A 20,078-nucleotide genomic window follows, 5' to 3' on the forward strand; every position below is an offset into this window, starting at 1 on the left:
ATTAAAAACCCCCACTTCAGGCAGAGCAGATTGCCGGATGGCGGCTCCGCCCTATCTGGCCTGCGCTCCGCGTTTCTCCCCATAATAAATGTCATACGGCATTTTCTTTCGACACGTCAAAACTGACGATAGCCTGTTTTTCGTCAGGGTTTTGAACAAAATTCGCCCGTAATATCAGGGAAAGCCCATACTAAAAAAGTGGCATAAAACATGCATACTGAGGGCGACAGCGCGTATGCGCGATTTGATTAACTGGAGCGAAACCGATGAAAAAAGTCGTCACGGTTTGCCCGTATTGCGCATCAGGTTGCAAAATCAATCTGGTGGTCGATAACGGCAAAATCGTCCGGGCTGAGGCGGCGCAGGGGAAAACCAACCAGGGTACCCTGTGTCTGAAGGGCTACTACGGCTGGGATTTTATTAATGATACCCAGATCCTGACCCCGCGCCTGAAAACCCCAATGATCCGTCGCCAGCGTGGCGGCAAACTGGAATCTGTTTCCTGGGATGAAGCGCTCAATTACGTCGCTGAACGTTTGAGCGCCATCAAAGCGAAGTACGGTCCGGATGCAATCCAGACAACCGGCTCCTCTCGCGGTACCGGAAATGAAACCAACTATGTAATGCAAAAATTCGCACGCGCCGTTATTGGTACCAATAACGTTGACTGCTGCGCTCGCGTCTGACACGGCCCATCGGTTGCAGGTCTGCACCAATCGGTCGGTAACGGCGCAATGAGTAATGCGATTAACGAAATTGATAACACTGATTTAGTGTTCGTCTTCGGGTATAACCCGGCGGATTCCCACCCTATCGTGGCGAATCATGTGATTAACGCTAAACGCAACGGGGCGAAAATTATCGTCTGCGATCCGCGCAAAATTGAAACCGCGCGCATTGCCGACATGCATATCGCGTTGAAAAACGGCTCGAATATCGCGCTGCTCAACGCCATGGGGCATGTCATTATTGAAGAAAACCTGTACGACAAAGCGTTTGTCGCCAGCCGTACCGAAGGTTTTGAAGAGTACAGCAAGATTGTCGAAGGCTATACGCCGGAGTCCGTCGAAGAGATCACTGGCGTGAGCGCACAGGAGATTCGTCAGGCGGCGCGGATGTATGCCAGCGCGAAAAGCGCAGCGATCTTGTGGGGGATGGGCGTCACCCAGTTCTATCAGGGTGTGGAAACCGTGCGTTCACTGACCAGCCTCGCGATGCTGACCGGCAACCTCGGCAAGCCAAGCGCGGGCGTTAACCCGGTTCGCGGCCAGAACAACGTTCAGGGTGCGTGCGATATGGGCGCGCTGCCGGATACTTATCCGGGCTACCAGTACGTTAAGTTCCCGGAAAACCGCGAGAAGTTCGCTAAAGCCTGGGGCGTAGAAAGTCTGCCTGCGCATACCGGCTATCGCATCAGCGAGCTGCCGCACCGTGCGGCGCATGGCGAAGTGCGCGCGGCGTACATTATGGGTGAAGATCCGCTGCAAACCGATGCGGAACTCTCTGCAGTACGTAAAGCGTTTGAGGATCTGGAACTGGTCATCGTGCAGGATATCTTCATGACCAAAACCGCGTCGGCGGCGGATGTGATTTTACCCTCCACCTCGTGGGGCGAGCATGAAGGCGTCTTCTCTGCGGCTGACCGTGGCTTCCAGCGCTTCTTTAAAGCCGTTGAGCCGAAGTGGGACCTGAAAACCGACTGGCAGATTATCAGTGAAATCGCCACCCGGATGGGCTATCCGATGCACTACAACAATACCCAGGAAATCTGGGATGAGTTGCGTCATCTGTGCCCGGATTTCTACGGTGCCACTTACGAGAAAATGGGCGAGCTGGGCTATATCCAGTGGCCGTGTCGCGACACGTCGGATGCCGATCAGGGAACCTCGTACCTCTTTAAAGAGAAGTTCGATACCCCCAACGGTCTGGCGCAGTTCTTCACCTGCGACTGGGTAGCGCCTATCGATAAACTCACCGAAGAGTACCCGATGGTACTGTCGACGGTGCGCGAAGTCGGCCACTACTCCTGCCGCTCAATGACCGGTAACTGTGCGGCGCTGGCCGCGCTGGCCGATGAACCGGGCTATGCGCAAATCAATACCGCCGACGCCGCGCGTCTGGGTATTGAAGATGAAGCGCTGGTGTGGGTTCATTCGCGCAAAGGCAAAATCATCACCCGCGCGCAGGTCAGCGATCGCCCGAACAAAGGGGCAATTTACATGACCTACCAGTGGTGGATTGGCGCCTGTAACGAGCTGGTGACTGAAAACCTCAGCCCGATTACCAAAACGCCGGAGTACAAATACTGCGCCGTACGCGTTGAGCCGATCGCCGATCAGCGAGCCGCCGAGCAGTATGTGATTGATGAGTACAACAAACTGAAAACCCGCCTGCGCGAAAGCGCAATGGGTTGATCTGCCGGATGGCGGCATCAGAATGCTTTATTCGGCCTGCGTCTACTGTAGGCCTGATTAGATGCATTAGCATCGCCATCAGGCATTTTCCCTATAACAGCCTCCGCCCGGAGGCTGTTTTTTTATCCATACGATCTCTTTATACTGTCTTTTCCGTACCCTAAATAAAATTCAAAATGAAACCACTTCTTGCATTGATGTTGTTTATGACATTCTTTGCCCATGCCGCAGATCCTGAGCCGGGTAGCCAGTATTTGCAGGCAGCAGAGGCAGGTGACAGACGCGCGCAATATTTTCTGGCCGACAGTTGGTTGAGCTATGGCGATTTGAACAAAGCTGAATACTGGGCGCAAAAAGCCGCCGACAATGGCGACGCCGACGCCTGCGCGCTACTGGCGCAAATCAAAATCACTAATCCTGTAAGCCTGGATTATCCCGACGCGAAAAAGCTGGCTGAAAAGGCGGCTAACGCGGGCAGTAAAGCGGGCGAAATTACGCTGGCGCGGATCCTGGTCAACACCCAGGCCGGGCGTCCGGACTACCCAAAAGCCATCTCGCTGCTGCAAAAGGCCTCTGAAGATCTGGATAACGACTCCGCGGTGGATGCGCAAATGTTGCTTGGCCTGATTTACGCCAACGGCGTGGGCATTGCCGCCGATGATGAAAAAGCCGCCTGGTATTTCAAACGCAGTTCCGCCATTTCCCGTACCGGCTATTCAGAATACTGGGCGGGAATGATGTTTTTAAACGGTGAACCGGGCTTTATTGAAAAGAACAAGCAGAAGGCGTTGCACTGGTTGAATCTAAGCTGTCTGGAAGGGTTTGATACCGGTTGCGAAGAGTTCGAAACGCTAACAAATGGCTGATGTTTATTGCCTGATGAACGTAGTCGTTGTAGGCCTGATAAGCGTAGCGCCATCAGGCAACCCGGAGCAGGTTGTCGGATGACGGCGTGAACGCCTTATCCGGCCTACATTTTCTTTCTCTGTAGGCCGGATAAGCAAAGCGCCATCCGGCAATCCGTTATTGGGCGGTCTTATCAAATTTCCCCAGTACGTCGCGCTCATAGGCCAGCGCTTTTTTACGGTCAAACTTGTGTTCCCACTTGGCAATCACCAGCACCGCCAGCGCATTCCCCACCACATTTAGCGCAGTACGCGCCATGTCGAGGATACGGTCGACACCGGCGATAAACGCCAGCCCTTCCAGCGGAATGCCCACGCTGCCCAGCGTCGCCAGTAACACCACGAAGGAAACGCCTGGCACGCCGGCAATCCCTTTCGACGTCACCATCAGCGTCAGCACCAGTACAATTTCCTGCCACAGCGACAGGTCGATACCGTATAGCTGCGCGATAAAAATGGCGGCGATGCTCTGGTATAACGTGGAGCCGTCGAGGTTAAATGAGTACCCGGTCGGCACCACGAAACTGGTGATAGAGGCTGGCGCGCCGTAAGCTTCCATCTTCTCGATAATGCGCGGCAGCACACTCTCGGAGCTGGCGGTCGAGTACGCCAGAATCAATTCATCTTTCAGAATGCGAATCAGAATCCAGATACTTAACCCGCACAGGCGCGCCACGATGCCCAGCACCACCAGCGCAAAGAAGATAATGGCAAAGTGTACCAGCAGCACCAGTTTCGCCAGCGGCCACAGCGACGCGAAACCAAAATTCGCCACCGTGACGGCGATCAGCGCAAAAACGCCCACTGGCGCATAGCGCATCACCATATGGGTGACTTTAAACATGGTTTCAGAGATGGAACGAAATACCGTCACCAGCGGTTCGCGGTGCGTTGCCGGCAGGGACGACAACCCCAGCCCAAACAGGACCGAGAAAAAGATAATTGGCAGCATATCCCCTTTGGCCATCGATGCGATGATATTGGTCGGCACCAGCGACAGTATTGTCCCCATCAGCCCATGCGCATGACTTTGTACTTCCGCCGTGGTGTTCTGGTATTTCGAAATATCGACGGTCGCCAGTTGCGACATATCAATGCCTGAGCCTGGCTGAAAGACATTCGCCAGCGTAATGCCGAGGATAATCGCCACCGTGGTGATCAGTTCAAAATAGAGAATGGTTTTGGCGCCGATACGGCCTAGCTGTTTCGCATCGCCAACGCCGGCGATGCCGACAATCAGAGTCGAGATCACGATCGGCACGACGATCATTTTAATCAGGTGGATAAAGATATCGCCAGCAGGCGACAGCAGGTTGGCAATCAGCCATTCACGACTGTCACTGTGATAATGCAGATAGCTGCCCAACAGAATGCCCAGCACCATAGCCAGCAAAATTTGCCAGGCCAGGCTGACTTTCAAATTTTTCATAACAACAGACTTCCTCGATGAAGCGTTGCTCTCCGCCGAAAGCATGAGAGCAATACATACTGAAAGGGTATGATTTGTGTTGCGTTGGTTTGTAGAGTTTTTTAACGCGCATAATCAGTATCATTTGCATAGCGTCTTGCGCAACCCTTTCATAACAGGGCTTTTGGCTGTTTTTATGCATAATAACGCGAGTTTATGGCGTTAATGATGAATAACTATTTGTTATGGAAAGTTTTTTACTTCGTCAAAAACGAATAATACACTGAGGTAATTAATTTTTACTTGTGTCTCATTCGCCGTTTTTTTAAACAGCACACATGACAAAAGTCACAAAAAAGAAAAAATTATTTCTGCCGATTTTGTAACAATTTAGCCAAATTAATGGCCTCTACCAGCTGCGCGCGGTTCACTCGCGGCGAGTTAGCGTCCAGTAAGGTTTGCCACAGCGACACGGCTTGCGCATAATCCGCCTGCATAAACGCATCCGCCGCCAGCAGCATCTGCGCGGTCACTTCTGTCGCATCCAGCGCTAACGCTTTATTAATCATTTCACGCGTCGCAGGCGTCATATGTTGCCCGGACTGGTAATACAGCACCGTTGCCAGCGCGGCGAAAAGCTGCGCGTTATCGCCTCGCAGACGCAACGCCTGACGATATGCCAGCAGCGCATTGTCATACGCATTGCGATAGAGATAATACTCGCCCAGCCGCGCCCATTGCTCGCTATCCTGCGGATTGGCGCGGATTTTTTCTTGCAGCCTGGAAAGCTGCGCCTCTGGCGTTTGCGGGTTCGTAAAGTCACGTAGCGGATCGGCCAGACGCTGTTGCTCGCTACGCACAGCCTGCCATTTCGGCGTCAACAGATAACCGCCGACACAGGCAGCCACCATCAACACCGCCGCAGCCGCCAGACGCTTTACGGGCATGGGACGTAACGGCGCAGTGGAGTGTTCAGACTGGCTCATTGTTCCCCCTTTTCTGCGTGCTGACGCTTTCTCACCCGCCAGACTACCACGCCCACCAGCAATAACAGCAGGTACGGCAGCGTCCACAACAGCAGCGTTTGCTCATTCAACGGCGGGTTGTAGCGCACGAAATCACCATAACGGTCGGTCATCCAGGCGGTGATTTCCGCTTCGCTTTTACCTCCGGCCACCATGCTGTAAACCTGATGGCGCATACTGACCGCCACGGGCGCATTGGATTCCAGCAAATTCTGGTTCTGACACTGCGGACAGCGCAGTTGACCGGCAATAGACAGCGCTTTTTCCTGCTGTTGCGGATTGTCAAAGCGCCAGGTATCCACCACCTGGGCGTGGGTGGCGAAGGTGATTAAAAACAGGACGATCGTTAAGAGTAAAAACTTTCTGCCGGATGGCGCTACGCTTATCCGACCTACGGTTTGCGCATCCTGTAGGCCGGATAAGGCGTTTACGCCGCCATCCGGCAACGCTGTGAGTAATTTACGCATCACGCTTCCTCCCCCGCCATCCGCTCAGCAGCGCGCCACACACCATCAACAATCCCCCACCCCAGATCCAGCGCACGCCGGTCTGCACGTATAAGCGCATGGCGTAACGATCCGGTCCGGTTTTTTCGCCCATCACCGCGTACCAGTCATGTAGCAGGTTCCAGTGAATCCCCGGCTCCATCATCTGTTGACGACGCGCGGCATAGAAGCGCCTTTCAGGCTGCAGGCTGCCAATGCGTTTTTCATTCCGCCACAACGTGATCCGCGCTTTTTCACTGGTGTAGTTGCCTTTGGCCTCCAGATCCAGACGCTCGAAACGAAAGGTATAGCCCGCCAGTACCACCTGCTGACTGGGGCTGAGGTTAAGACTGATTTCATGCCGACTGCCGCTGGAAACCATGATCCCAGCGGCGAAGATAAATACGCCCGTATGCGCCAGCAATGCCGGAAGCTGACGATGCACAGAGAGTTTGCGGCTTCTGATTGTCGCCAGCACGATAACTACCAGCATCAGCAGGCCAAACGGCAGCGTGACGCGATTAAAATAGGGCGCGCCCACCGAAAGCCTTCCCCAGCCCATCAAACCATAAATCATGGGGTAGAGCGTCCCGACCAGCACGATCAACAAGACGGCGCTAAAGAGCAGCAACGTCGCCAGAATGAGCGTTTCGCACTTTCCGCCGTCCAAACGCGTCGCCGGATACGGCTCCCGCGCCCGCCAGCCGTACAGAGCAAGCGATGCCAGACTTAACGCGGCAAAAAGGGTAAACAGCGGCACCGCGCGCACGTTATCTAACGCAAAAGCATGTACCGAAACAAGAATGCCGGAACGCACAATCAGCGTTCCCAGCAACGAGAGGATCAGCGTCAGTATCGCCAGCAGCAACGACCAGTGACGGAAGCTCCCGCGCTGGCGGCTGACATACAGACTGTGCAGCAAGGCGCTGGCGGCAAGCCACGGCAACAACGAGGCATTTTCCACCGGGTCCCAGAACCACCAGCCGCCCCAGCCCAGTTCGCAATACGCCCACCACGATCCGAGAATGATCCCCAGCGTCAGAGCGCACCAGCCGGGTAACGCCCAGCGCCAGCACACCCAGGCGGTTGCCGCGTTAAAGCCGCCGCACAGTAGCGAAGCCAGCGCTACGCTCGCCGCGATCATCAGGCCACCATAACCCAGATAGAGCAGCGGCGGATGTAAGATCAGCCCCAGATGTTGCAGCATGGGATTAAGGTCGCGCCCTTCCATGGCGGGAGGGAAAATACGCAGGAACGGATCGGACCACAGCACAATAAATAGCAGCAGCGAAGCCATAATGAGGGACAAGATGCTCAGGGTCAGCGGAAAAAGCGCGTCAGATTCATGCCGGGAGCGCCAGGCGAATAGCGCCGTCCACCCCGAAAGAAGCAGCGCCCACAGCAGGAGCGAGCCTTCATGACCGCCCCATACCGCCGCCAGTTTCAGTCCCCATGACAATTGACTATGGCTATGCTGCGCAACATAAACGACCGAAAAATCGCTGGTCAGAAAACAGCTAACCAGAATCGCAAACGCCAGTAGCAGCAGCGTGAACGCCATCCACGCGCCGCAGGTCGTCAGGCGCATGACGCCACGCCAGTGCTGACCCATCCCGCACCACGTCGCCAGCGGGGTCAACACGTTGACCCCGAGACTCAACAACAGCGCCAGAAATCCGGCTTCAGGAAGGAAGATGTCCAGATTATGCAACCGTTAGCTGTCCCGCATAAAGAATGAAAAAGCGCAGCAGCAGCACGCCGGTCAAACTGGCGCCGCAAACGGCCAGCACGCCGTGAAACGTGACGCTACGGTTAGCCCAGGGTTTCAGCAGCAGCGGGATAATCAATCCCAGCCCTACGACGCCAAGCCAGAACCACCAGCTCCAGAATCCGCCGCCCAGCGCCGCCGCCAGCGCGCGCATTTTGCCATCATCGCCCAGCGCCAGCCCGATAAAAAAGGCCGCCAGCAGGAAGATCTCCAGCCATACCACTGGGGTTTCCATGCGATGTACAAAACGCGCCTCGGTGCTGTGCGGGTTGCTACGATGGCGTAACGCCATAACGATCAGCGCCACCGCCGCGCCGGAGGAGATGCCGGAGAACAGAAACAGCGCCGGCAGGATCGGGTTATTCAGGAACGGATAGGATTTCAGCGCCGACAGCAGAAACCCGGTGTACGCCCCGAGCAGAACCGCCAGTACCAGCATTAACGTCTCCAGCACGCGATGAAACGGCGTTATTAGCGCCAACACTTTCTGCACGATCCCTAAACGCGGCAGCCAACGCTGTTGCAGGGCAATCACCTCTTTTCCAAAGATTTTTGCCAGCCACAGTACTAACACCACCATGTACAACTGGAACAGCATCACCCCCATCGACATCACCGAGGTAAAGCTGTAGTGGAACATCAGTTTCCAGAAGGTCCACGGGCGCGTCAGGTGGAAGACCAGAATCAGCAGACCAAGAATAATCGCCCCCGGCCCTAACACCAGCGTAGTGCGCAGCAGCGTGCTGTCCGAACCGCCCGCCTCCGGATGGAAGCGGCGCAGCAGAATAGCCAACGTAACCAGTCCGGCGGAGATGCCAATCAGAAACAGATAGATGGCGATGGGCCAGTCCCACACCAGTGATGCAAAATGAAATGCAGAAGCGGATGTCATTGGCTCACCTCCCCATAGTTAAAGGGAACGCGGTAGACCTTCGGTTTTGTGCCCAGCGCCAGCTTGTAACGATAGGTAGTTTTTTGCCGCAACAAACGGGAAATATCGCTGTTGGGATCGTCCAGATTACCAAACGTCAGCGCCTTCGTCGGGCATGACTCAACGCAGGCGGGCTGTTTGCCCGCTTTCAGGTTGGTTTTCCGGCAGAAATCGCATTTATCCGCCGTCTTACTGACCGGATGGATAAAGCGCACGCGGTAGGGACACGCGGCAATGCAGTACTGGCAGCCGACGCAAAGGTCCGGGTTCACGTCGACAATACCGCTGGCGGCATCGCGGAATGATGCCCCCGTCGGGCAGACGTCAACGCAGGGGGCATGGTCGCAATGCTGGCACGAGTGGCGGAAGAAGCGATACTTCACATCAGGAAACGTCCCCTGCGGCTCGCTGCGAATAATCGTCAGGCGCGATACGCCTTCCGGCACGGTGTTGACTTCCCGACAGGCATCCATGCAGGCCGTGCAGCCGATGCATAATGACTCATCGTGTACCATGCCATAACGCACGCCGTTAATATTCAACGTGTTCGCGACAACGCGTCCTGCCATCCCACTGACCGCCGCCAGCGCGCCGACGCGGGTAATAAATTGACGTCGGGTGCAACTCATGGCTGCTCCTTAAGCAACGGAACGGACGCCGGATTAAAGTGCGGGTTAGTACGCTGATCGCTGTGGCAATCCACGCATATTTTGATTCGCCCTTTCTCGCTTAGCGTCTGCATCGTGTCTTGCTGCGGATGCAGGGAATGGCAACTGGCGCAGGTCACTTTAGTAACATGAACATCGTGCGGCCAGAACGCTTTTTGCAGTTGTTCAGGCAAGTGGCAGGACATACAGACGCTGTTCTGCTGCTCTACCGTATACATCGGGTCGTTAAAACGCATCACATCTTTCACCCCTTCACGGTGGTGAAGCGACGGTTGACCGTGGCAGTTGGTACAGGTTATCGGCAATTTATTGTTCGGGTTGATAGCGCCCGTATGTTTACCGTGCATACCTTCGGTGTCCGGTTTGTGACAGTCCAGACAGGCAGCATCCGGATTACGCTGCTGGGTGACCGTCCAGCGTTGATCCGACCCCTGCGGCGTTGGCGTGGCAGTGATTCCACTCAGGCTCCAGAACAGGCCTGACGCCAGCACCCCAGCAGTTAATAACGAACGTAATACGCTCATATTCACTCCGTTGAGTTATCCGCCCCTTACGGGGCGGAATGGGGTTATTGGCTTAACAGACCGTTTTTACGCGCCTGATCTTCCCACTGCGGTACGACCGTTTTCAGGAAGTCCTGCTTCTCCGCGTTGATTTGTTGCATATTCAAACCAATCGCTTTCTGCGCCTTCTCTTTCGTCGAAATATCCGGCAGCGGAATTTCATGGGTAATGCCTTTGGTCGCCAGCAGTCGCGCCAGTTTAGTACGGGCATCCGCGGCTTTATCCATCGCACTGCCTAACATCCGTAGACCTTCTTCCGGGGCATGCATATGAATACCGTGTGACGCAATCGCCAGATCCCAACGCCACTGCGCGTGGCGAATATCGTTCAGAATCGGTTTCATTTCCGCGTCTGTCGCCCCCGCATCCCATGCGGCTTTCGCTTCGAAGTGCGCATGTACCAGCTGATCTTCAACCTTGATTTTCAGGTCATGAATCGCCTGTTTACGCTCGGCGACCACTTTTTGCAGGGACGCTTTATCCTGGGTGTGGCAGTTGGCGCAGGTTTGCGCGAAATTGTCGAACGGGTTGCCGATTTTATGGTCGGTGTAGAGCTTGCCTTCGGCGTTCTGTACTTTCGGCATGTGGCAGTCAATACAGGTCACGTTGTTCTTACCGTGAATGCCCGCGCTCCAGGTTTCATATTCCGGGTGCTGCGCTTTGAGCATCGGGGTTTTGGACAGAGAGTTAGTCCAGTCAGAGAAGGCGATAGTGTCGTAGTATTGCTCCATGTTCTCGACTTTCATGCCCTCATCCCACGGGAACTTAACGGCTTTGTTTTTACCGTCAAAGTAGTACTCCACGTGGCACTGGCCGCAGACCATCGATTGCTGATCAAATCGTCCCGCTTTATCAAACGGTTTGCCGATAGCCTCCATCGCCCGTTCAGCATAGGGGCGCGACAACGTTAACGCGGGCTTCCCCTGGGCGAAATCGTCCGACGCGGTGTTATGACAGTCGGCACAGCCCAAATCGTTGACAATTTCCGGGCCGCCGCGCGCCCATTTGCCATGGAAGTAGCCGTCTTCGCCTTCTTGTTGGATAAGGCGCGCGACATCGGGGCTTTTACAGCTCCAGCAGGCCATCGGCAGCGGGCCGTCTTCCGCCGTTTTTGGCGCGCCGGTACGCAGCGTTTCGCGCACGTCAGTTACCGCATACGCGTGGCCGCGTGGTTTGTTGTAATCACGGGAGAAGGGATAGCCCGCCCACAGGATCACCAGACGAGGGTCTTCCGCCAGAGCATCTTCACGGGCAGACTGTTCTGACGTCGCTTTCCATGACTGATATTGGTCGGGGTGTTGAGGCGCGAACGTTTCATTTTTCGCTTCAACAGTAACGGTTTTTGCGGATACAGGCGTTTGCTCAGCGTAAACAGAGGTAATGAAGAAAAAAGGAAATATAAGGCTGAAGAAACGGCGTGCGCGTAGTGTTTTCCTTGCCATAGAGGTCTCATCCAGATTGCGCCATTATCTTTAATGGCGATTTTTTATCGTTTTCCATAACAGCAACCGCACAAATACTGTTATTACATTGATCTCCTCTATGTGTAACAAATAACCACACTTAAAATGTTGTCTTTAATCAATTGTAATTGTATGTAAAATACCACTTTAGAGTTAGTAACCTGGACAAAACTCCCTCTCTTTTCTGATTTCCAGACACGGATCACTTTTTTAAAAAATTTCATATAACGTCATGTTATCCCGAAAATTTATCTAATTTTGCGGGACACAATCAAAAAATAGATTGCTGCTTATTTGCACAGTTCCCTTTTTGCGTGATCTGTCGCCCAAATACTAAACAAAACTTATTAAGACCCTACATTTAACGTTTATGCGACATATTATTAACATCCTACAAGGAGAACAACAGCATGAGCCAAACACATAAACACGCCATTCCCGCCAACATTGCGGATCGTTGCCTGATAAATCCAGAGCAGTATGAGACTAAATATAAACAGTCTATTAACGACCCCGATACGTTTTGGGGCGAACAGGGAAAAATTCTCGATTGGATCACGCCGTACCAAAAAGTGAAAAACACCTCCTTTGCGCCAGGCAATGTGTCGATTAAATGGTACGAGGACGGCACGCTGAATCTGGCAGCGAACTGTCTTGACCGCCATTTGCAGGAAAATGGCGATCGCACCGCCATTATCTGGGAAGGCGATGACGCGTCGCAGAGTAAACATATCTCTTATCGCGAACTGCATCGCGATGTCTGCCGTTTCGCGAATACACTGCTGGATCTGGGCATTAAAAAAGGCGATGTGGTAGCGATTTATATGCCGATGGTGCCGGAAGCGGCGGTGGCAATGTTGGCCTGCGCCCGCATCGGTGCGGTGCATTCGGTGATCTTCGGGGGCTTCTCGCCGGAAGCCGTCGCCGGACGCATTATCGACTCCAGCTCGCGGCTGGTGATCACCGCTGACGAAGGTGTACGTGCCGGACGCAGTATCCCGCTGAAAAAGAATGTCGATGACGCGCTGAAAAACCCGAATGTCACTAGCGTTGAGCATGTGATCGTCCTGAAGCGCACCGGCAGCGACATTGACTGGCAAGAAGACCGCGACCTGTGGTGGCGCGATTTGATTGAAAAAGCCAGCCCTGAGCACCAGCCTGAAGCGATGAATGCCGAAGATCCGCTGTTTATCCTTTATACCTCCGGCTCCACCGGCAAGCCGAAAGGCGTGCTGCACACCACCGGCGGCTATCTGGTCTACGCCGCGACCACCTTTAAGTATGTCTTTGATTATCACCCTGGCGATATTTACTGGTGTACCGCCGATGTGGGTTGGGTGACGGGGCACAGCTATCTGTTGTATGGCCCGCTGGCCTGCGGCGCGACCACCTTAATGTTTGAAGGCGTGCCGAATTGGCCAACGCCCGCTCGCATGTGCCAGGTGGTCGACAAACACCAGGTCAACATTCTCTATACCGCCCCAACGGCCATCCGCGCGCTGATGGCGGAAGGCGATAAAGCCATTGAAGGCACCGACCGCTCTTCACTACGCATTCTGGGTTCCGTCGGCGAGCCGATCAATCCCGAAGCGTGGGAATGGTACTGGAAGAAGATCGGCAAGGAAAAATGTCCGGTCGTCGACACCTGGTGGCAGACTGAAACAGGCGGTTTTATGATCACGCCGCTACCGGGCGCTATCGAACTGAAAGCCGGTTCCGCCACCCGTCCTTTCTTTGGCGTACAGCCTGCGCTGGTGGATAACGAAGGCCATCCGCAAGAAGGCGCGACGGAAGGCAATCTGGTCATCACCGATTCCTGGCCGGGCCAGGCGCGCACTCTGTTCGGCGATCATGAACGTTTTGAGCAGACCTATTTCTCTACCTTTAAGAATATGTATTTCAGCGGCGACGGCGCGCGTCGCGATGAAGACGGCTATTACTGGATCACCGGTCGCGTGGATGACGTGTTAAACGTCTCCGGCCACCGTCTGGGTACGGCGGAAATCGAGTCAGCGCTGGTGGCGCATCCGAAGATCGCCGAAGCGGCGGTGGTGGGTATTCCACACGCTATCAAAGGCCAGGCGATTTACGCTTATGTGACGCTCAACCACGGCGAGGAGCCGTCGCCAGAACTGTACGCGGAGGTGCGCAACTGGGTACGTAAAGAGATTGGCCCGCTGGCGACGCCGGACGTGCTGCACTGGACCGACTCACTGCCAAAAACCCGTTCCGGCAAAATTATGCGCCGCATTTTGCGCAAAATCGCGGCGGGCGATACCAGCAATCTGGGCGATACCTCGACTCTCGCCGATCCTGGCGTGGTGGAGAAACTGCTCGAAGAGAAGCAGGCCATCGCGATGCCGTCATAACCATAAATGCCGGATGGCAACGCGAATGCGTTTTATCCGGCCTACGACCCTACCCCTGCCCTCTCTCAAACCGGGAGAGGGAAATATAAAAAAACCTCCCCCAAAGGATTTCGTGTTACAGGAAGGCGGCAAGCGAGCACATCCTCAGCAGCATAGTTCACTATGTGGCTGGGGCGCGCGAGTGCGGCCAACGCGCCTGTAGCGCGAAAGACGCAGGGGGACCTCTGGAGAGCTCTGTGATGAATGACCAAATTTATCAGCGGATAGAAGACAGTGCGCGTTTCAGGGAATTAGTCGAAAAACGGCAACGGTTTGCCACGATTCTGTCGGTTATCATGCTGGTGGTTTATATCAGCTTTATTTTACTGATCGCCTTCGCGCCTGGCTGGCTGGGCACGCCTCTACATGCGGGAACCAGCGTCACCCGAGGAATTCCCATTGGCGTCGGGGTGATTGTGATTTCTTTTGTGTTGACCGGAATTTATATCTGGCGGGCGAATGGCGAATTCGATCGTCTTAATAACGCCGTACTGCATGAGGTGAAAGCATTATGAAGAGAGTTCTGACGGCGCTTGCCGCCGCACTCCCCTTCGCCGCTCATGCGGCGGATGCCATTAGCGGCGCGGTTGAACGCCAGCCCACCAACTGGCAGGCGATTATCATGTTTTTGATTTTCGTCGTGTTTACGCTCGGTATTACCTACTGGGCCTCTAAACGCGTACGTTCCCGTAGCGACTATTACACCGCAGGCGGCAATATCACCGGGTTCCAGAACGGGCTGGCGATTGCCGGCGACTATATGTCCGCCGCGTCATTTCTCGGCATTTCCGCTCTGGTGTTTACCTCTGGTTATGACGGGCTGATCTATTCGCTGGGCTTCCTTGTCGGCTGGCCAATCATCCTGTTTTTGATTGCCGAGCGCCTGCGTAATCTGGGACGTTATACTTTTGCTGACGTTGCCTCTTATCGCCTGAAACAGGGGCCAATCCGTATTCTTTCGGCCTGTGGCTCCCTGGTAGTGGTGGCGCTTTATCTCATCGCCCAAATGGTCGGTGCCGGTAAACTGATTGAACTGCTGTTCGGCCTCAACTATCACATCGCCGTAGTGCTGGTCGGCGTGCTGATGATGATGTACGTGCTGTTCGGCGGGATGCTGGCGACAACGTGGGTGCAAATTATCAAAGCCGTCCTGTTGCTGTTTGGCGCCAGTTTTATGGCCTTTATGGTGATGAAACACGTCGGCTTTAGCTTCAATAATCTGTTTACCGAAGCCATGGCGGTACACCCGAAAGGCACGGCGATTATGAGCCCAGGAGGGTTGGTGCAAGATCCGATTTCGGCGTTGTCGTTGGGTCTGGGACTGATGTTCGGCACCGCCGGCTTGCCGCATATTCTGATGCGTTTCTTTACGGTCAGCGATGCCCGCGAAGCGCGCAAGAGCGTGTTCTATGCCACCGGTTTTATGGGCTATTTCTACATTCTGACCTTTATTATCGGCTTCGGCGCTATCATGCTGGTGGGGGCGAATCCCGCCTATAAAGATGCGGCGGGCGCGCTGATTGGCGGCAATAACATGGCGGCGGTGCATCTGGCCAACGCGGTAGGCGGCAACCTGTTCCTCGGCTTTATTTCGGCAGTGGCGTTTGCCACCATTCTGGCGGTGGTTGCCGGTCTGACGCTGGCGGGCGCATCGGCGGTGTCGCATGATTTGTACGCTAACGTGTTCCGCAAAGGCGCAACCGAACGTGAAGAACTGAAGGTGTCGAAAATCACCGTCCTGGTGCTGGGCGTGATCGCCATTATCCTCGGCGTCCTGTTTGAAAATCAGAACATCGCCTTTATGGTGGGCCTGGCGTTTGCTATCGCCGCGAGCTGCAACTTCCCTATCATTCTGCTTTCCATGTACTGGTCAAAACTGACCACGCGCGGCGCTATGCTGGGCGGCTGGTTAGGTTTACTGACAGCGGTGGTGCTGATGATTCTTGGCCCTACCATTTGGGTGCAGATCCTCGGCCACGAAAAAGCGATCTTCCCGTATGAGTATCCGGCGCTGTTCTCTATCAGCGTGGCGTTCCTGGGGATCTGGTTTTTCTCGGCCACCGATAACTCGGCAGAAGGCAACCGTGAACGTGAGCAGTTCCGCGCTCAGTTTATCCGCTCCCAAACGGGATTCGGCGTACAACAAGGGCGTGCGCATTAATCTTACCGTTTCCTCCGGCCCTGTGGGTCGGAGGAAAATCAGAACATTACCCTCGCCACCAGCGGGGCTGCCAGCACCATCACCACGCCGGACAGCATCATTACCAGACTGGCGACGACACCCTCCTGCTGACCAAGTTCATAGGAACGCGCCGTGCCCGCCCCATGTGACGCCGCGCCAAATCCTGCCCCTTTTGCCATGCCTTCCCGGATAGAGAGACGCAAAAATAGCGCGTCGCCGACCGCCATGCCAAACACGCCAGTGACGACCACGAACAGCGCCACCAGATCCGGCTGCCCGCCCAGGGGTTCTGCCGCCGCCAGCGCAAACGGCGTAGTAACGGAACGTACCGCCAGACTACGCTGAATCTCATCCGATAACGTGAACAGACGCGCCAGCCAAACGGAACTGGTGACCGCCACCACCGTCGCCGTCACTACGCCCGCGGTGAGCGACATCCAGTGACGTTTGATAATCGCGAGGTTATCGTACACCGGCACCGCAAAGGCAATGGTCGCCGGGCCGAGCAGCCACAATAGCCAGTGCGATTCACCAATATAGTTTTGCCAGGAGATATGACCGAACACCAGCATTAACACCAGCAGTGCTGGCGTCAACACTAATGGCATCAACGGCAGTTTGCGAAAACGGCGATACAGACGCTTATTGGCGAAGTAAATCCCCAGCGTAATCACCAGGCACAGTACGCTTAACTGAACGTTATTCACGGTTTAGCCTGCTCATCTCATAGCGATACACTTTATCCACCACCCACGCCGTCGCACCGAGTACCATTAAGGTACTGATCGCTATCACCGAGAAGATGCGCCAGCCGTCCACCAGTAACAGATGGGCATAGTTCACTACCGCCACGACGGCGGGAACAAAGAATAACAGCATCTCCGCCAGCAGCCAGCGTGCGCCTGCGCGTACCCAGCTAAGCGGAATAATCCGGCAAACGATCAGCGCCAACATAAGTACCATGCCGACCAGATTCGCGGGCAACGGCAGGTGCAGCCAGGAGACAAGATATTGGGAAAAAATGAATAAACCTGCATAGAGCAGTACCTGAACCGGTACCTGGAGTCGTTGCACAACGGCAGGCGTAACGCGGCTTATCGCCACAGCCATGAGGGAATGTCCTGAAAAATAATACGGAGCGCCAGTATAGAGAACCTCCGTCACGGGCAGAAATGAATTAAAATCATTGCAGGCATAGTCGGAAGGAATAATCATGGATATCAGAACGCTGCGTTATTTTGTCGAGGTGGTGCGTCAGCAAAGTTTCACCCGCGCAGCGGAGAAGTTATTTGTCACCCAGCCCACCATTAGCAAAATGCTGAAAAATCTTGAAGATGAGCTTAACTGTACGCTACTGATCCGCGACGGACGTAAGTTATTGCTGACCGATACCGGACGCGTGGTGTTTGAACGCGGTCTGGCGATCCTCGCTGAGTTTCGCCAGTTAGAGGCCGAGTTGAGCGATATTAACCATCTCAATAAGGGCGTGCTGCGGCTGGGTATTCCCCCGATGGTCGGCATGTTGATGGCCGGGCCAATCAGTTTGTTTCGACAACGCTACCCTGGCGTTGAACTCAAAATTTCGGAGTTTGGCGGCCTGACGGTACAGCAGGCGGTAATGAATGGCGAGCTGGATGTTGCGATGACCGCGCTCCCGGTGGAAGAAGCGAGCGGGCTAACGACGTTATCGCTGTTCAGTCATCCGCTGTGCGTGCTGGTTCCCCGTTCCGGTCAGTGGACAACCTGCGACTCCATCGCGCCTGAAGCACTGGCGGAGCATCCTCTTCTTATCTACAACGAAGACTTTGCCCTGAGCCGCCAGTTGATGACCTTATTTAGCCAGCATGACGTAAAACCACGGATTGCCGTGCGCAGCGGGCAATGGGATTTTCTCGCCGCCATGGTGCAAGCGGGCGTCGGCATCGCCATTTTACCGGAGCCGATTTGTCAGCGTCTGGATAAGGCCACGCTGCGCTGGCTACCGCTGGAAAGCGATCTCCGCTGGCAGTTGGGCATGATTTGGCGAGAGGGCGTGTATCTGTCGCACAGCGCGCGGGCGTGGTTAACCTGTTGCGAAGGGTTTTGGCTGAAACAACCGTAAGCCATGGGTTAAAACCCTTGCCGGATGGCGGCGCAAGCACCTTATCCGGCCTACTTGTAGGCCCGGTAAGCATGGCGCCACCGGGCCACAAGGACTACTGATTTTCTATCAGTAACGCCTCCATCAAATCCAGGTCGTGCAGCAGCTTTTGCAATGTTTCATTGCTGATTTCTCGTGTGGCGCGCAGATGATACAACTCGGCGCGTTCGGAACGCAGCGCGGCAAGACGGAAACGTCGCTCCAGGTTTTCTTCCTGTATGGAGCTTTCGACATCGTTTCGCCCATCGGCACGGCGACGCAAGTTACCGATGACACGCGAGCTTACTTCAGTAAGCAACTGATTATCGATGTTTTCTTCGGTATCCGCCGCCAGACGCTCTTCCATTTTCTGAATGGCGACAATCGCCACTTCCGCCGTCGCCGCGCGGGCGATACGCTCCTCTTTCAACTGTTGCGCATGATCGGCGACTTCCAAATGTTGCAACAGCAGCGGCAGCATGATCACGCCGACAAATAACGAGAACAGAATGACGCCAGCCGCCAGGAATACCAGTTCATAACGCGCCGGAAATCCGCTGCCATCCGGCAAAAGTAACGGTATAGAGAGCACACCAGCCAGGGTGATCGCCCCACGAACGCCAGCGAAGGAAGCAATCAGAATTTCACGCGACGTCCAGCTGGCGAACTCCATCGGTTTCTTCTTCAAAAAACGCAGGCTGAACTTTTTCATGGCCCACAGCCAGCCGAAGCGAACCAGCATCAATGCCGCATAAATCAGCACGATATCGGTAAAGAGCATCCAGGTTTCGACATTCGGGTCAGCTTCCGCCGCCGCCAGCGAAGATTCCAGAATACCCGGCAATTGCAGTCCCAACAGCAGAAAGACCATACCGTTAAAGACAAATTCCAGCATCGCCCAGGTACTGTTCGCGCGCAAACGCATTGCCAGCGGCGCGCGGCGCATTACGCCAGAACGGGTGATGGTCATCCCGGCGGCAACCGCGGCCAGGATGCCTGAGACGCCAATATGCTCGGCAATCAGGTAAGACGCGAAGGGCAGCAGAAACAGCAGGACAATTTGCGTCGCGGGTTCATCGCCGCCCCAGCGGCTCAAAAAACGCAGCGAGCGGCCATACAGCCAACTGACCACAAAACCCGCCAGAATACCGCCGACAGCGACCTTAAAAAATTCCAGCGTCGCGCCGCCGACGGTAAAGACCATCGTCCCCATCGCCACCGCGACGGCGAATTTCAGCGATACCAGACCGGAGGCGTCGTTCATTAACGCCTCTCCCTGCAGAATGCCCATGATTTTTTTTGGGATACGCCCCTCGCCCACAATTCCGGAGAGCGCTACCGCATCGGTCGGCGACAGCACGGCGGCCAGCGCAAAGGCGGGGATCAGCGGAATACCGGGCACCAGCCAATAAATCAGGAAGCCGATTCCCACAACCGTTACCAGGACCAGCGCCAGCGCCAGCCCGAAAATCTCTCGTCCATGCTCAAGAAATTCACGGGTCGGCGTCTTCCAGCCATCCGCAAACAGCAGCGGCGGAATAAACAGCACCAGGAAGAGTTCCGGATCGAATTCCACATGCAAACCAAACGTCGGCCACGCCAACAGCGCGCCAATGGCGATCTGCATAAGGGGTAAAGGAAGCTGGAAGGGTAATACACGCGTAAATACCCCCGACAGCGAGACCACAAGGGTCATGATGAGTATTGTGAAGAAAATTTCCATGCGTTCCCTGTTTGCG

The 20,078-nt window shown here is 55.0% G+C and carries 16 protein-coding genes and 2 pseudogenes; 6 read left to right on the top strand and 12 right to left on the bottom strand.

What is annotated here, in order from left to right:
• The first annotated feature begins 266 nt into the window (after window positions 1–266).
• Together ACLJRE_RS16425 and yjcO are read left to right on the top strand one after the other, a co-directional pair.
• The gene (locus ACLJRE_RS16425; RefSeq protein WP_011233236.1) at window positions 267–2,414 is read left to right on the top strand and encodes a formate dehydrogenase H subunit alpha, selenocysteine-containing; all 2,148 of its coding nucleotides are present in this window, start codon (window positions 267–269) and stop codon (window positions 2,412–2,414) included.
• A gap of 176 nt (window positions 2,415–2,590) precedes the next feature.
• The gene (gene yjcO / locus ACLJRE_RS16430; RefSeq protein WP_000803307.1) at window positions 2,591–3,280 is read left to right on the top strand and encodes a Sel1 family TPR-like repeat protein YjcO; all 690 of its coding nucleotides are present in this window, start codon (window positions 2,591–2,593) and stop codon (window positions 3,278–3,280) included.
• A gap of 76 nt (window positions 3,281–3,356) precedes the next feature.
• Here the strand turns inward: yjcO and ACLJRE_RS16435 are convergent.
• The 9 genes and pseudogenes from ACLJRE_RS16435 to nrfA form a co-directional block, all read right to left on the bottom strand.
• Window positions 3,357–3,433, bottom strand: a pseudogene (locus ACLJRE_RS16435) (hypothetical protein); the annotation flags it as partial.
• A 4-nt stretch (window positions 3,434–3,437) separates the two neighbouring features.
• Window positions 3,438–4,748, bottom strand: a complete 1,311-nt coding sequence (gene gltP, locus ACLJRE_RS16440; RefSeq protein WP_000793278.1) for a glutamate/aspartate:proton symporter GltP — start codon at window positions 4,746–4,748, stop codon at window positions 3,438–3,440.
• Window positions 4,749–5,092: 344 nt separating this feature from the next.
• Entirely contained in the window at window positions 5,093–5,713 is a 621-nt protein-coding gene (gene nrfG, locus ACLJRE_RS16445) for a heme lyase NrfEFG subunit NrfG (protein ID WP_023212842.1), read from the bottom strand.
• Window positions 5,710–6,129: pseudogene (gene nrfF, locus ACLJRE_RS16450) on the bottom strand (heme lyase NrfEFG subunit NrfF); the annotation flags it as partial. The gene nrfG and the pseudogene nrfF, both read right to left, overlap by 4 nt.
• 82 nt (window positions 6,130–6,211) lie before the next feature.
• On the bottom strand, window positions 6,212–7,948 hold the full coding sequence (locus ACLJRE_RS16455) for a heme lyase CcmF/NrfE family subunit (protein WP_031610690.1): 1,737 nt from the start codon (window positions 7,946–7,948) through the stop codon (window positions 6,212–6,214).
• Window positions 7,941–8,897: a cytochrome c nitrite reductase subunit NrfD gene (gene nrfD / locus ACLJRE_RS16460; protein WP_023207446.1), complete on the bottom strand. Its 957-nt coding sequence runs from the start codon at window positions 8,895–8,897 to the stop codon at window positions 7,941–7,943. The genes ACLJRE_RS16455 and nrfD overlap by 8 nt, the downstream gene beginning before the upstream one ends.
• Window positions 8,894–9,565, bottom strand: coding sequence for a cytochrome c nitrite reductase Fe-S protein (gene nrfC / locus ACLJRE_RS16465; RefSeq protein WP_001278030.1), 672 nt, complete (start codon window positions 9,563–9,565; stop codon window positions 8,894–8,896). The genes nrfD and nrfC overlap by 4 nt, the downstream gene beginning before the upstream one ends.
• Window positions 9,562–10,128: a cytochrome c nitrite reductase pentaheme subunit gene (gene nrfB, locus ACLJRE_RS16470; RefSeq protein WP_000115067.1), complete on the bottom strand. Its 567-nt coding sequence runs from the start codon at window positions 10,126–10,128 to the stop codon at window positions 9,562–9,564. The genes nrfC and nrfB overlap by 4 nt, the downstream gene beginning before the upstream one ends.
• 44 nt (window positions 10,129–10,172) lie before the next feature.
• Complete coding sequence (gene nrfA, locus ACLJRE_RS16475; protein WP_000101786.1) at window positions 10,173–11,609, bottom strand: ammonia-forming nitrite reductase cytochrome c552 subunit; 1,437 nt, start codon at window positions 11,607–11,609, stop codon at window positions 10,173–10,175.
• A 431-nt stretch (window positions 11,610–12,040) separates the two neighbouring features.
• Between nrfA and acs the strand changes: the two genes are divergently transcribed.
• The 3 genes from acs to actP all read left to right on the top strand — a co-directional run bounded on the left by acs (window position 12,041) and on the right by actP (window position 16,199).
• Complete coding sequence (acs, locus tag ACLJRE_RS16480) at window positions 12,041–13,999, top strand: acetate--CoA ligase (RefSeq protein WP_000083874.1); 1,959 nt, start codon at window positions 12,041–12,043, stop codon at window positions 13,997–13,999.
• A gap of 239 nt (window positions 14,000–14,238) precedes the next feature.
• Window positions 14,239–14,553, top strand: a complete 315-nt coding sequence (locus ACLJRE_RS16485; protein ID WP_023212845.1) for a DUF485 domain-containing protein — start codon at window positions 14,239–14,241, stop codon at window positions 14,551–14,553.
• Window positions 14,550–16,199 carry a cation/acetate symporter ActP gene (gene actP, locus ACLJRE_RS16490; RefSeq protein WP_000832536.1) on the top strand — a complete coding sequence of 550 codons (1,650 nt, stop codon included), beginning with the start codon at window positions 14,550–14,552 and terminating at the stop codon, window positions 16,197–16,199. The genes ACLJRE_RS16485 and actP overlap by 4 nt, the downstream gene beginning before the upstream one ends.
• 38 nt (window positions 16,200–16,237) lie before the next feature.
• On the opposite strand, the gene ACLJRE_RS16495 is transcribed toward actP, so the two are convergent.
• Together ACLJRE_RS16495 and ACLJRE_RS16500 are read right to left on the bottom strand one after the other, a co-directional pair.
• Window positions 16,238–16,927: an LrgB family protein gene (locus tag ACLJRE_RS16495; RefSeq protein ID WP_001067096.1), complete on the bottom strand. Its 690-nt coding sequence runs from the start codon at window positions 16,925–16,927 to the stop codon at window positions 16,238–16,240.
• On the bottom strand, window positions 16,920–17,330 hold the full coding sequence (locus ACLJRE_RS16500) for a CidA/LrgA family protein (RefSeq protein WP_000257347.1): 411 nt from the start codon (window positions 17,328–17,330) through the stop codon (window positions 16,920–16,922). Before ACLJRE_RS16500 ends, ACLJRE_RS16495 begins: the two co-directional genes overlap by 8 nt.
• A 103-nt stretch (window positions 17,331–17,433) precedes the next feature.
• Between ACLJRE_RS16500 and ACLJRE_RS16505 the strand changes: the two genes are divergently transcribed.
• A complete protein-coding gene (locus ACLJRE_RS16505; RefSeq protein WP_000354962.1) occupies window positions 17,434–18,321 on the top strand; it encodes a LysR family transcriptional regulator in 888 nt (295 codons plus the stop codon).
• A 94-nt stretch (window positions 18,322–18,415) separates the two neighbouring features.
• On the opposite strand, the gene ACLJRE_RS16510 is transcribed toward ACLJRE_RS16505, so the two are convergent.
• Window positions 18,416–20,062 carry a Na+/H+ antiporter gene (locus tag ACLJRE_RS16510; protein WP_023212846.1) on the bottom strand — a complete coding sequence of 549 codons (1,647 nt, stop codon included), beginning with the start codon at window positions 20,060–20,062 and terminating at the stop codon, window positions 18,416–18,418.
• Window positions 20,063–20,078: the final 16 nt, after the last annotated feature.

The sequence above is a fragment of the Salmonella sp. SAL04157 genome, from assembly GCF_046551635.1.
GTDB classification, from domain to species: domain Bacteria; phylum Pseudomonadota; class Gammaproteobacteria; order Enterobacterales; family Enterobacteriaceae; genus Salmonella; species Salmonella enterica.

What these genes read in the sequence shown, in the direction of transcription:
- yjcO (WP_000803307.1), top strand. Translation starts at nt 2,591, where the DNA reads ATGAAACCACTTCTTGCATTGATGTTGTTTATGACATTCTTTGCCCAT.
- gltP (WP_000793278.1), bottom strand. Translation starts at nt 4,748, where the DNA reads ATGAAAAATTTGAAAGTCAGCCTGGCCTGGCAAATTTTGCTGGCTATG.
- nrfG (WP_023212842.1), bottom strand. Translation starts at nt 5,713, where the DNA reads ATGAGCCAGTCTGAACACTCCACTGCGCCGTTACGTCCCATGCCCGTA.
- nrfD (WP_023207446.1), bottom strand. Translation starts at nt 8,897, where the DNA reads ATGACATCCGCTTCTGCATTTCATTTTGCATCACTGGTGTGGGACTGG.
- nrfC (WP_001278030.1), bottom strand. Translation starts at nt 9,565, where the DNA reads ATGAGTTGCACCCGACGTCAATTTATTACCCGCGTCGGCGCGCTGGCG.
- nrfB (WP_000115067.1), bottom strand. Translation starts at nt 10,128, where the DNA reads ATGAGCGTATTACGTTCGTTATTAACTGCTGGGGTGCTGGCGTCAGGC.
- nrfA (WP_000101786.1), bottom strand. Translation starts at nt 11,609, where the DNA reads ATGGCAAGGAAAACACTACGCGCACGCCGTTTCTTCAGCCTTATATTT.
- acs (WP_000083874.1), top strand. Translation starts at nt 12,041, where the DNA reads ATGAGCCAAACACATAAACACGCCATTCCCGCCAACATTGCGGATCGT.
- ACLJRE_RS16485 (WP_023212845.1), top strand. Translation starts at nt 14,239, where the DNA reads ATGAATGACCAAATTTATCAGCGGATAGAAGACAGTGCGCGTTTCAGG.
- actP (WP_000832536.1), top strand. Translation starts at nt 14,550, where the DNA reads ATGAAGAGAGTTCTGACGGCGCTTGCCGCCGCACTCCCCTTCGCCGCT.
- ACLJRE_RS16500 (WP_000257347.1), bottom strand. Translation starts at nt 17,330, where the DNA reads ATGGCTGTGGCGATAAGCCGCGTTACGCCTGCCGTTGTGCAACGACTC.
- ACLJRE_RS16505 (WP_000354962.1), top strand. Translation starts at nt 17,434, where the DNA reads ATGGATATCAGAACGCTGCGTTATTTTGTCGAGGTGGTGCGTCAGCAA.
- ACLJRE_RS16510 (WP_023212846.1), bottom strand. Translation starts at nt 20,062, where the DNA reads ATGGAAATTTTCTTCACAATACTCATCATGACCCTTGTGGTCTCGCTG.